Annotated in this window: 12 protein-coding genes; 8 read left to right on the forward strand and 4 right to left on the reverse strand. The window is 74.1% G+C overall.

Annotated features, from left to right (window positions below):
• The first annotated feature begins 277 nt into the window (after positions 1-277).
• The 3 genes from ACF1BN_RS27625 to ACF1BN_RS27635 all read left to right on the forward strand — a co-directional run bounded on the left by ACF1BN_RS27625 (position 278) and on the right by ACF1BN_RS27635 (position 2,508).
• Positions 278-949 carry a hypothetical protein gene (locus tag ACF1BN_RS27625; RefSeq protein WP_392334299.1) on the forward strand — a complete coding sequence of 224 codons (672 nt, stop codon included), beginning with the start codon at positions 278-280 and terminating at the stop codon, positions 947-949.
• 70 nt (positions 950-1,019) lie between these two features.
• A complete protein-coding gene (locus ACF1BN_RS27630) occupies positions 1,020-1,784 on the forward strand; it encodes a hypothetical protein (RefSeq protein ID WP_392334300.1) in 765 nt (254 codons plus the stop codon).
• A gap of 163 nt (positions 1,785-1,947) precedes the next feature.
• Entirely contained in the window at positions 1,948-2,508 is a 561-nt protein-coding gene (locus tag ACF1BN_RS27635; protein WP_392334301.1) for a hypothetical protein, read from the forward strand.
• Positions 2,509-2,607: 99 nt separating this feature from the next.
• On the opposite strand, the gene ACF1BN_RS27640 is transcribed toward ACF1BN_RS27635, so the two are convergent.
• Positions 2,608-3,093, reverse strand: coding sequence for a hypothetical protein (locus ACF1BN_RS27640; protein ID WP_392334302.1), 486 nt, complete (start codon positions 3,091-3,093; stop codon positions 2,608-2,610).
• A 423-nt stretch (positions 3,094-3,516) separates the two neighbouring features.
• Here ACF1BN_RS27640 and ACF1BN_RS27645 point away from each other — a divergent pair, with 423 nt between their 5' ends.
• Together ACF1BN_RS27645 and ACF1BN_RS27650 are read left to right on the forward strand one after the other, a co-directional pair.
• Positions 3,517-4,179: a class F sortase gene (locus tag ACF1BN_RS27645; protein ID WP_392334303.1), complete on the forward strand. Its 663-nt coding sequence runs from the start codon at positions 3,517-3,519 to the stop codon at positions 4,177-4,179.
• Positions 4,180-4,304: 125 nt separating this feature from the next.
• A complete protein-coding gene (locus tag ACF1BN_RS27650) occupies positions 4,305-5,135 on the forward strand; it encodes a DUF1206 domain-containing protein (protein WP_392334304.1) in 831 nt (276 codons plus the stop codon).
• A 16-nt stretch (positions 5,136-5,151) separates the two neighbouring features.
• Here ACF1BN_RS27650 and ACF1BN_RS27655 read toward each other — a convergent pair whose 3' ends face one another.
• From ACF1BN_RS27655 to ACF1BN_RS27665, 3 genes are all read right to left on the reverse strand, one after another.
• Positions 5,152-6,432 carry an extracellular solute-binding protein gene (locus ACF1BN_RS27655; protein WP_392334305.1) on the reverse strand — a complete coding sequence of 427 codons (1,281 nt, stop codon included), beginning with the start codon at positions 6,430-6,432 and terminating at the stop codon, positions 5,152-5,154.
• Between the two features lie 345 nt (positions 6,433-6,777).
• On the reverse strand, positions 6,778-7,650 hold the full coding sequence (locus tag ACF1BN_RS27660; RefSeq protein ID WP_392334306.1) for a polysaccharide deacetylase family protein: 873 nt from the start codon (positions 7,648-7,650) through the stop codon (positions 6,778-6,780).
• 146 nt (positions 7,651-7,796) lie between these two features.
• Positions 7,797-9,008, reverse strand: a complete 1,212-nt coding sequence (locus ACF1BN_RS27665; protein ID WP_392334307.1) for a CapA family protein — start codon at positions 9,006-9,008, stop codon at positions 7,797-7,799.
• Positions 9,009-9,288: 280 nt separating this feature from the next.
• Between ACF1BN_RS27665 and ACF1BN_RS27670 the strand changes: the two genes are divergently transcribed.
• The 3 genes from ACF1BN_RS27670 to ACF1BN_RS27680 all read left to right on the forward strand — a co-directional run.
• Positions 9,289-9,867, forward strand: a complete 579-nt coding sequence (locus tag ACF1BN_RS27670; protein ID WP_392334308.1) for a sigma-70 family RNA polymerase sigma factor — start codon at positions 9,289-9,291, stop codon at positions 9,865-9,867.
• Positions 9,868-9,871: 4 nt separating this feature from the next.
• The gene (locus tag ACF1BN_RS27675) at positions 9,872-10,303 is read left to right on the forward strand and encodes a PaaI family thioesterase (RefSeq protein ID WP_360321157.1); all 432 of its coding nucleotides are present in this window, start codon (positions 9,872-9,874) and stop codon (positions 10,301-10,303) included.
• Positions 10,304-10,336: 33 nt separating this feature from the next.
• On the forward strand, positions 10,337-10,881 hold a 545-nt coding region (locus ACF1BN_RS27680), incomplete at its 3' end, for an IS630 family transposase (RefSeq protein ID WP_392334309.1).

Genomic DNA, 10,881 nt, shown 5'->3' on the forward strand with positions numbered 1-10,881 from the left:
TGAACACCCCTCCGTACCTCGGCTGTCGGCCTGCGCGGACCCTCTCACGGGACCGTCCCGCGCGGAAGATCGCGGCCGGCGACAGGGCGACAACCGGACAGTTCTTCGGAACGGACCCCGGGACGGCTCCCGTCGGCCATTCGCACCGCGTTCCACCTCGGTGATTCGGTCTCCGCCCGCAGATTCGTCAAATCGCGCGCCGCAAGATCCCCACCATCCGATGAATCCACCCGCATTCGGGCCCCGGTTCGGCGTCCATGTGTTCAAGCTCGTCGGCGTGTCTCTGTACGGATCACCCCTCGCGCGGTCGCTGGCCGCCGCCGCACTGGTGTGGCTGCTCGCCGCGCCCGCGCCGGCGGCCGCCGACTCCTGCGCCTATGCCACGACCGGGCCGGGCGGCTCGAACACCTCGGTGGCGGTCATCGGCCCGGACGCGTGCGGCCCGAAACCGAAGCCGAAGCCCCACCCGAAGCCGAAGCCGAAGCCCGCCCCGCCCCCGTTCGAGCCCCCGCCGCCCACGCTGCCGCCGCCGCCACCTCCGGCGCCGGTGCCGCCCGTCGTCCCGACCGCGCCGGAGCGCCCGTCGCCCCCGGCCCGGCCCGCGCCGCCCCGGCCGCCCGTTCCCGCCCCCGTGCTCCCTCCCGTCCCCGTCCCGCCGCCGCCCGCCGCCACCCCGACGCCGCCGCCGGCCCCCGCTCCGCCGTCCCCCGCGCCCGTCACCCCGGCGCCCGGGGAACCGCCGGCCCCCGCTCCCCCGGCCCCGCCGCCCGCACCGACGACGGCGGCGCCGCCGCGTCCCGCGCCCGCGGCCCCGGTCGCGCTCCCGCACTACCAGCGGACCTCCCGGCCCCAGCCGAAGAGCACCGGGTCACCCGTCACCACGATGCTCCTCATCACCGCGCCCGCCGTGCTCGCCACCGCGATCCTGCGCCCGCGATCCTCCCGCTGATCCGGCCGCGCGCCACCCGAACCCCGAGCTCCCGTCGAGCTCCCCACCCCGTGAGGAAGTCCGAACAACCATGTCCGAATGGCTCGTCCTGACCCTGGCGATGGCCGCCGCGTGCGCCGTCGTCCTGGCCATCGTCGTCATCAACCACCGCCGGATCCCCGAGGACGACGACCCCAACGAGACCCCCGACGTCATCGAGTACATGACGATGATGATCGGCGTGATCTACGCGATCGTCCTCGGCCTCGCCATCGCCGGCGTGTGGGAGGCGCGCGGAGCCGCCCAGGAGGTGGTGCGCCAGGAGGCCCAGGCGATGCACGAGATCTCCGAGCGCGTGGAGGTCTACCCGGAGCCGGTCCGCCGCCAGATCCGCGCCGACGTCGACGCGTACGTCTCCTACGTGGTCGGCGAGGAGTTCCCGCACATGGCGAAGGCGGGCGAGACCACCGAGGAGGGCGACGCCCTGCTCCGCCAGGTGCGCCGCAGCGTCACCGACTACGTCCCCGCCAACGACTTCGAGGGGCAGGCGTACCAGCCGCTGGTGGACCAGGTGATGGTCGCCGACGACGCCCGCGGCGCCCGCGGCCAGAGCGCCGGGGAGACCATGCCGGGGGTCGTCTGGTTCGGTCTGATCATCGGCGCCCTGGTGTCGGTGGGGCTGATCTTCACGCTCCAGATCCGGCGCACCGGCCGCGAGGTGCTGCTCGCGGGCCTCTACAGCGCGCTGATCGCCTTCCTGCTCTTCCTCATCTGGGACTTCGACGCGCCGTTCGGCCGCGGACTGGCCGCCACCGACGCGCCGTTCACCGCACTCTTCCCGCAGGTCACGGAGTGATCCGGAGGGCGGGACTGGGCCGCCCGGGGGACACCCGTGCCCCATTCGCGCGTCTGGGATCGCGGCTGTGGTAGTGCGCTCCTAGCGTTTCGGGCACGAGGTGTACGCAGGCTTCTCGCGGCCAGACCGCCGCGGCCGGCCCTCGGGACCCGGAGGAACCACCATGCGCGCGATACGTGCCGCTTCCACCGCCCTGCTGGGGGCGGCCGCCCTCGCCCTGGCCGCCCCCGTCACCGTCGCCCACGCGGCCGACGGTGCGCCCGCGCCGAACCCGCGGGTGCGGGGTGCCAAGGCCCCGGGCGATTTCGTCGTCTCCCCCTCGCTCGTGGCCCCCGGCGGTCGGGTGACACTGAGCGCCCCCGGCTGCGCCAGCACGGCGACGGCCACGGCGGGGATCTTCGACACCGTCCAGATCGCACCGGGCTCGGCGGTCACCGCCACCGTGGACACGGACGCCCGCCGCGGCGCCGTGTACACGGTGGCGTTCAACTGCTCGGGCGGCGTGCAGGACAGCGTGGACCTGACGATCAGCGGGGTGGCCACGGCGACCCCGACGACCGGTTCGACGGTGCTGCTGCCGCCGCGCGGCGTGCGGGGCGGTCTCGGCGGCTCGCAGGCCGGCCTGGGCTCCGCGGAGCTGGCGGGCGGCATCGCCCTGGTGCTCGCGGCGGCGGCCGGCTCGACGTACGCGATCCGCCGCCGCACGGGCTCCCGCCGGCACTGACCCGGCCCCCGGTCCGGGGGCGGACAGCCCGCCGCCCCCGGATCCCTTCCGGGACACGGGGGCGGCGGGCACGGTGGGCCGACCAGGAGGTTCGACCGGTCAGGCACCCGTACCGGTCATGCGGCGGCGACGGAGGACGAAGACACCGCCGCCGAGCGCCGCGGCGGCGACCAGGCTGCCGCCGACGGCCATCTCGGTGGAGCTGGGCGCCAGAGAGCCGCCGAGACCGCCCTGGGCACCGCGGCCCGCGAGCACGCGGAACGGGGCCGTGACGACCCGGCGGTTGTCACTGCAGCGGACGGCCAGGTTGTAGTTGCCGGGCGTGGCGTGGTTGTAGACCCGGGCGATCGCGCTGGAGAGGCCGTTGGAGTTGACCGAGAGGTTGGTCTCCGGGAACGCGTTGGACGTGACCGTGCCGCCGTGGCCGCAGCCCTTGGCGGTGATCGTGAGCGTCGACCCCGCGTGGACGTCGTAGGGGTTGACGGAGACGTCGCTGGGACCGCTGGTGGCGACGGAGAGGGGCGCGGCCAGGGCGACCGCCGCGAACGCGGTGGCGGTCACCGCCAGAGTGCGTGCAGCACGCATGGTTGAACCTCCAGTGGAAGACGCCCCGAAGCGGTGCTCCGGGAGATTCGACGAGTACGCCTTCCATGACGAACCATCACAACTCGGGCTCTTCCCCGCACCTCGGCGCTGGGCCGGTCCGGTGAGCCGCCGTGCCACCGATCGAGTTGCCCGGGGCCATGTCTTCGCAGCTCAGGGGCGCGCGAAACGATTGTCTGACGAGTACTCGGATGGGTCAGCGCGGAGTCACCCGGGACGAGCAGCGGGCCGAGAGGCGCCGTGCGCGGAGCTTCTGACGGACCGTCGGCCGGAGCGCACCCCGGAGTGGGTCCGGCCCGCGTCGCGCCACCCGTACGGCGGCGGGCGGCTACCCGTTCGGGCCGCCCGGAGCGCAGGGGCGGGAAGCCGCCCTTACCGTTCACACGTCGCCACGAAGGGAGAACCATGCCCCCGAAGGACTTCCGCGTCCCTGAGCGCAGGAGACGTCAACCCTGGGGCGTCCTGGCCCTCGCCATGCTGTCCGGACTCGCGATGCTGCGCAACGGCGTGGACGTCGCGGGAGGTCCGCCCCAGCCGGCCGCCGCGGCCCGTCCGGTGGCCCGGCCGGTCGTGCCGCCGCCCGCCGAGGCGACGGCGGGCGTCCCGCCGCTGCCCTTCGCCCCCGCCTCCCGGATCCGCATCCCGGCGATCGAGGTCGCGGCCCCGATCATGGACGTGGGGCTCGACGCGGAGGGCTGGGTGGCGGCCCCTCCCCCGCAGGACGCCAATCTGGCCGGCTGGTACCAGAACGGCATTGCGCCCGGCCAGCGCGGCACCTCGGTGATCGTCGGGCACGTCGACAACAACAGCGGGCCCGCCGTCTTCTACGGCCTCGGCTCGCTGGAGAAGGGCCAGCACGTCGAGGTCGAGCGGTACGACGGGCGGGTGGCGGTCTTCGAGATCTACGGCATCGAGGTCTACTCCAAGGAGGACTTCCCCGGCCCCCAGGTCTACGGCGACACCGGCCACCCGGAACTGCGGGTCATCACCTGCGGCGGCGGCTACACCCGGGCCAAGGGGTACGCGGGGAACGTGGTCGTCTACGCCCGGATGGTCGGCTCCCGCTGAGTCGTCCGGACGCGCGGACCGGGCCCCGGGAGCACCCGGGGCCCGGAGCCGTGACCACGGCCGGGGATTAGGGCGGTGCACAGGGGGAACCCGAAGCTCCTCGACCAGGAGGGGAGTGAGCGGACATGACCACGGCGAGTTCGCCGGCGACGGTGGTGGGAAGGACGGCGCGCGGTGGCGCCGTGCGGGTCGGAGCCCGGATGGGCTTCATGGCGCGCGGAGTGCTGTACCTGCTGGTGGGAGCACTGGCCGTACGGATCGGCCTCACCGGCACCGGTGAGCAGGCCGACCGGGGCGGGGCCCTGGCCGAGGTCGCGGGGACCCCGTTCGGCGCCGTGCTGCTGTGGGCCCTGGGGCTGGGACTGGCCGGCATGGCCCTGTGGCGGCTGTCGGAGGCGGTGTTCGGCGCCGCGGGTCCGGACGGCGACGGCGCGGGCAAGCGGGCCATGTCCGGGGCCCGCTGCGTGTTCTACGGCGTGAGCTCCTTCCTGGTGTTCTCCTTCGCCGCCGGCGCGGGCGGCAGCGGGGCCGGTTCGAGCGACCGGCAGAGCCGGGACATCACCGGCCGGCTGCTCGCCCTGCCGGGCGGGCAGTGGTGGGTCGGCGCGGCCGCCGTCGGCTTCATGGCGGCCGGTCTGTGGATGGCGGGCAGCGCCGTGGCCCGCAGGTACCGCAAGCACCTGGAGTGGGAGCGGATGTCCCGCGGGGCCCGGCGCTTCATGGACACCACCGGCATCGCCGGGGGTGTCGGGCGCGGGCTCGTCTTCGCGGCGGCGGGCTGGTTCGGCGTCAGGGCGGCGTACACGTTCGACCCGGACGAGGCCAAGGGCATGGACGACACGATCCGTTCGTTCGCCCAGACCCCCGCCGGGCCGTGGCTGCTCGTCGCCGTGGCGGTCGGGCTCGTGCTGTTCGGCGTCTTCTCCTTCGGCCAGGCCAAGTGGCGCGAGGTCTGACCCGCTCCGGCCGCCCCTACGGCTTCTTCGTGATGTCCTCGACGTCGCGGGCGATGTCCTCCAGGACGGCCTTCGGGTCGGCGGAGGGCGCGACGGCCCTGCCTATGTTCCGCTTGACGGTGTCGCTGACCTGGAGCCACGACGGTTCGTTGACGGGGTAGAGCTCGGCGCCGCGCAGGGCCTCGAGGAACTGGGTCTCGCTGGGGTCGGTCGCCACGCCCCTGGAGGCCTGGTTCGCCGAGACCGTCGAGGGCAGCAGGTGGTAGCGGTCGGCGAACTCGTTGAGGTTCTTGTCCTCATAGACGAACTCCAGGAAGGATCCGACGAGTTCGCGGTTGCCGTCCCGCTTGAAGGCCATCATCCAGTCGGCGACGCCCGCCGCCGGCGGCTCCTTCCAGTCCTCCAGCGTGTCCGAGACCGGCATGCTGAGGGTGCCGACCTTGATCCCCTTGGCCCTGGCCTCGTGCAGGAGCGACGGGTAGCCGTTGAGCATGCCCACCTGGCCGCGCAGGAAGGCGGCGAAGGCGTCCTTGCGGTTGAGTTCGCCCGGCGGGACCGGACCGGTCAGGCCGGGCGTGACCAGCTTGTCCCTGATCCAGCGGAAGGTCTGGGCGTTCTCCTCGGAGGCGATGCTGTAGCCGCCGTAACCGCCCGCGTAGCCGCCCCCGTTGCTCAGCAGCCAGATCAGGGCCTCGGCGTGCGCCTCCTCGGGACCCAGCGGCAGGGCGTACGGGTAGGGGACGTCCGCCTTCTTCAGCTTGCCGGCCGCTTCCTGGAGGTCGGCCCAGGTCCGGGGCGGCTCCGCGCCGGCCTTGTCGAACAGCTCCTCGTTGTAGAACAGCAGCCGGCTGCTGGCCACGAACGGCAGGCCGTAGAGGGCGTTGTCGACCGAGCCTGCTTCGGCGAGCGGCGGCAGGAAGTTGGCCTCCGCCCTGATCGACAGCAGCTCGCCGGCGGCGTAGAGCCGGCCCTGTGCCGCGAAGTCGGAGTAGGCGCCCATCAGGGCCACGTCCGGGGCGTCGCCCTCCTCGACCAGGCGGGTGACCTCGCGGTCGACGTCGTCCCACGGGTAGAGCGTGACCTCGACCTTCTTGCCGGGGTGGGCGGCGGTGAAGGCTGCGGTCAGCTTGTCCCAGTAGGCCCGGGAGCTGGTCCCCGGGCTGGTGCCGTACTCGGCGGCCACCAGGCGCAGCGTCGTCCCGTCGCTCTCCGCGGAGGAGCCGCAGGCGGTGACGAGGGAGCCCAGCAGGCCGAGTGCGGCCACGCTGGCGGTCGCGCCGAAGAGTCTTGGTCGCACGGAATTTCCTCTTTGCTTTTGGACAGGGCGTCCGAAATTCTGCCCTGGCTCGGGGCATATGGCGCCCCGCGCCCACAGGTTGTGGCCCTTGCTCCAAGCGCGCCGCCCGGGCCTGGTGTCTTCGACCAGACGATGGTCCGGACCGCAGGAGCGGCGGCCCGGTCCGGGAGCGGCCGGCCCCGGTTCGGCCGCTCCGGGCGTTCGCGGACCGGAACACCGCGCGCGGCGACCTGGGCCCCTTCCGGACCGGAACACCGCGTGCACGCCGGGACCTCCCGGAGGACCGGAACGCCGCGCGCGGGCGCCGGGCACCCCTGGGCCCCGGACCGGTGGGGACACGCGCCGTCAGCGGCGCGGCACGGTGATGGTGTAGCCGGCGTCGAGGAGTGCGGGCAGGTAGCGGTCGAGGGCGGCGACGCTCTGGGAGCGGTCGCCGCCGGCGTCGTGCGAGAGGACGATGACGCCGTCGCCCGCTCCGTCGAGGACCCGGCGGACGATGGTGCCGGTGCCGGGCTCCTTCCAGTCGAGGGTGTCCACGGACCAGGCGAGCGGCTCCATGCCCAGCTCGGCGCCGATCTCGAAGGAGTGCCGGTTCCACGCGCCGTAGGGCGCCCGGTACCAGAGCGGCGCGGCGCCCAGCACGCGCTCCACCACCTCGCTGGTGGAGCCGAGTTCGTCGCGGATGCGAGAGGGCCGCAGCCGGGGCACGAGCGGGTGGGACCAGGAGTGGTTGCCGACCACGTGCCCGTCGTCGGCCATCTCCCGGAGCAGGTCCTGGTTCTCCACGGCCATCTCGCCGCAGACGAAGAACATCGCCCGGCAGCCGTGGCGGCGCAGGGTGGCCAGGACGGCGGGGGTGTAGCGGGGGTCGGGGCCGTCGTCGAAGGTGAGCACCATGGAGCGGCCGACGCCGGTGAGCGAGAGGAAGGGCCGCCGCCGGACCGGGGGGAGGGCCCGGGGCCGGGCGGCGGGGGCGTACGCGGTCATGGGCTGGAGGCGGTACGCGGAGGGCCGCAGCCGGGGCGAGGAGGCGGGCGGTCCGGCGGCGGGGCCCGGGGCGCCGGACGGCGCCGGGGGCGCGGCGGCGGTTCCGGCGCCGCCGCTCTCGCCGGTGCCGAGCCGGTCGAGGGCGAAGGCGCCGGCCGCGACGGTGGCGCCGAGGCCGGCGGCCAGGCGCAGCACCGACCTCCGCCCCGTAGGCTGCTGATCGTTTTTCATGACCAATAGTTCGTCCGGGGAGGGATCCAGGCCCCCGACCGACACCGGTCCGCCGCCCGAATGCACCCGATGGGCCGATACGGCGGGGCTCCCCGCCCTCGGCGCGCGCCGCCCCGCACCGGGAGGGCGCGCGCTCCGAGGGCCCGTCACCTGCCGGGCTTCAGACCGTCCTTGTCGGCGCCCCGGCCGAGCACCACCTGCCGGATCGTCTCCCGGATCTCCGCGTGCCGGGGATCGGTGCCGTCGGTGGCGGTGAGGTCCACGATCCGGCCGCGCCCGGTGTCGAACCACTGGGGCAGGAACTCGGCCGCGGTCACCTCCCAGCGCGCCCCGGCCTTCTTCGGGGGCGCGAAGGTGAAGCGGCCGATGCTGCTCTGGTTGCCGCGCGGGTCGGAGACGCCCTGGTGGTTGATCATGTCGCCGGCGATCTGGTCGCCCATGCCGTAGATCACCCAGGTGCCGTTGACCTTCTCGTACGCCTGGGGGACGTGGGCGTGGGTGCCGATGATCAGGTCGATGTCGGGGCGGCCGGCCGTCCGGGAGGCGGTGAGCGAGCGGGCGAGCGAGAGCTGCCGGTCGTCGGGGGCGGTCTCCCACTCGGATCCCCAGTGGACGCTGACCACGACGACGTCGGCGCCGGCGGCACGGGCCGCGCGGGCGTCGGCGATCACCTTGTCCTCGTCGAGGAGGTTCACCGCCCAGGGCTGTCCGGCGGGGAGCGGGTAGCCGTTGGTGTCGTAGGTGTAGGCGAGCTGGGCGACGGTGGCGCCGCCGGCCTTGAGCAGGGTGGGGCGGGCGGCCTCGGCGGCGGTGCGGGCCGAGCCGGCGTGCCTGACCCCGGCCGCGTCCAGGGCGTCGAGGGTGCGGGCGAGGCCGGCCGCGCCGTCGTCGAGGGTGTGGTTGGAGGCCGTGGAGCAGGAGTCGTAGCCGGTGGCCTTCAGGGCGGTGGCGACCTCGGGCGGGGACTTGAAGGCGGGGTAGCCGGTGTAGGGCCCGCCGTTCTCCCCGTACACCGTCTCCATGTGGCAGATCGCGAGGTCGGCGCGGGAGACGATACGTTTCGCCCCGGCGAACATGGGGCGGAAGTCGTAGCCGCCGCCGGACGCGTCGGACGCGGCGCGGCGGATGATCGAGTCGTGCGGCAGCACGTCGCCGGAGGCCACCAGGGTGAAGCCGGCCGGCCCGGCCGGTGCGGCGGGCCGGGGCGCGGTGGAGCCGGGCGCACCGCCGGACGAGCGGCTGCCGCCGTCGAGGCCGCCCTGGCTGCACGCGGCGACGACGGCGAGCAGGGAACCCGCGAGGACGGTGGAGCCGACGCGGGCGAGTCGGGCGCGTACCGGTCTGGTGCCTGCGGTCATGACGACTGCCACCCCGATCATAGGAAGAACATCTGTTCTGCCGAATTCATCCTTCGGGCGGGCCGCAGTCAAGGGACCCGCCGGGCCCGCCGCCGAACCCCACCGAATCGGACGTACGCCCCCCGCCCGACCGTCGCCCGACCGCTCGGCGTGCCATTCGCCGCTCGTTACGACCGTTCGTCGCACACCGCTGTCCACTCCCTGTCCCCGTCCGCCCGGATGCGTTCGTATACGGCGCGGACGACGAACCGCCGAGCGGGCGGGGAAGGGTGGTGCTCTCATGACGGCGGCGACGACGGCGGCGGCGGCGGGGACGACCGACGAGCGGACGCTCCAGGAACTCCAGCGGGAGCACGGCCCCGCCCTGCTCTCCTTCCTCCTGGGGCTGACCTACGGCGACCGCCAGCGCGCCGAGGACCTCGCCCAGGAGACGCTGGTGCGGGCCTGGCTCCACCCCGAGGCGTTCAGCGGCGCCTACGCCTCGATGCGGCCCTGGCTGTTCACCGTGGCCCGCCGTCTGGCCATCGACGCCCGCCGCTCCCGGCTGGCCCGGCCGGCCGAGATCGGCGACGGAGTGCTCGCGGTGACCCCCGACCCCTCGGACGCCACCGAGTCGGCCGAGGCGGCGCTGGACGTACGGGCGGCGGTGCGCGAGCTGAGCCCGGAGCACCGTGCGGTGCTGGTCCGGCTCTACTTCCACGGCCTCACCGTCAACGAGGCCGCCGTGGACCTCGGGATCCCGGCCGGCACGGTCAAGTCCCGCTCGCACTACGCCCTTCGGCAGCTCGGCCGCTCGCTCCCCGGCTACCGGCCGCGCCGCGGCACCATTGCCCGCCCCCGGACCGCCGCCGCACAATGACGCCGTGACGCTCCCTGACACCGCGGCGCTGACGCCCGCCGCCGCCGAGAAGATCCTCGCCGACAACTTCGCCCCCTGGGTCCTGGACCTGGGCCTCACGGTCGACTCCGTCGACGGCCACGAGGCCGTCCTGCGGCTCCCCTGGTCCGACCGGCTGGCGCGCGAGGGCGGCGGGATCTCCGGCCAGGCCCTGATGGCCGCGGCCGACACCGCCACGGTGATCGCCGTCTCCGCGGCCCGCGGCGGCTTCGTCCCGATGACGACCGTCCAGCAGTCCACCAGCTTCCAGCGGGCGGTCCTCGGCGCCGACGTCCTGATCCGCGCCCGCCTCACCAAGCTGGGCAGGCGCATGGCCTTCGCCGACATCACGATGACCGCCGAGGGGACCGCCGAGCCGGCCGCCCACGCCACCGCGGTCTACGCCCTGCTGGGCTAGTGACCTGAGTCGGAGATTTGTCGTTGGTTGGGCATGAGTCGTCCGGGTCCGAAGATTCCGCCGTTGTCGGTCACTGATGCCCAGCGGGCTGTGCTGGAGGGCTGGTTGCGTCGCCGCTCGACGGCCCAGGCTCTGGCACTGCGGTCGCGGATCGTGCTGGAGTGCGCCGAGGGCCACTCGATCATGGAGGTGTCCCGCCGGCTGCGGATCACTCCGGACACGGTCCGCACCTGGCGGCGCCGGTTCATCGAACGCGGCCTGGACGGCTTGTGCGACGACCCCAGGCCCGGCGTCCCGCGGAAGATCACCGACGCCGACGTCGAGCGGGTGATCGTCAAGACGCTCGAGGAGACCCCGAAGAACGCCACCCACTGGTCGACGAGGTCGATGGCCGCGGCAACGGGCATGTCCCAGTCGACCGTCTCGCGGATCTGGCGGGCGTTCGCCCTGGCCCCGCACCGGGCTCAGACGTTCAAGCTCTCGACGGATCCGTTGTTCATCGACAAGGTCCGTGACGTCGTCGGTCTCTACCTCGACCCGCCGGAGAAGGCCCTGGTGCTCTGTGTGGACGAGAAGTC

Source organism: Streptomyces sp. NPDC014861, from assembly GCF_043081625.1.
GTDB lineage: Bacteria > Actinomycetota > Actinomycetes > Streptomycetales > Streptomycetaceae > Streptomyces.

Excerpts from the sequence above, each read along its gene's own strand:
- ACF1BN_RS27665 (WP_392334307.1), bottom strand. The coding sequence starts at position 9,008 with ATGACCGCAGGCACCAGACCGGTACGCGCCCGACTCGCCCGCGTCGGC.
- ACF1BN_RS27630 (WP_392334300.1), top strand. The coding sequence starts at position 1,020 with ATGTCCGAATGGCTCGTCCTGACCCTGGCGATGGCCGCCGCGTGCGCC.
- ACF1BN_RS27660 (WP_392334306.1), bottom strand. The coding sequence starts at position 7,650 with ATGAAAAACGATCAGCAGCCTACGGGGCGGAGGTCGGTGCTGCGCCTG.
- ACF1BN_RS27635 (WP_392334301.1), top strand. The coding sequence starts at position 1,948 with ATGCGCGCGATACGTGCCGCTTCCACCGCCCTGCTGGGGGCGGCCGCC.
- ACF1BN_RS27645 (WP_392334303.1), top strand. The coding sequence starts at position 3,517 with ATGCCCCCGAAGGACTTCCGCGTCCCTGAGCGCAGGAGACGTCAACCC.
- ACF1BN_RS27640 (WP_392334302.1), bottom strand. The coding sequence starts at position 3,093 with ATGCGTGCTGCACGCACTCTGGCGGTGACCGCCACCGCGTTCGCGGCG.
- ACF1BN_RS27670 (WP_392334308.1), top strand. The coding sequence starts at position 9,289 with ATGACGGCGGCGACGACGGCGGCGGCGGCGGGGACGACCGACGAGCGG.
- ACF1BN_RS27650 (WP_392334304.1), top strand. The coding sequence starts at position 4,305 with ATGACCACGGCGAGTTCGCCGGCGACGGTGGTGGGAAGGACGGCGCGC.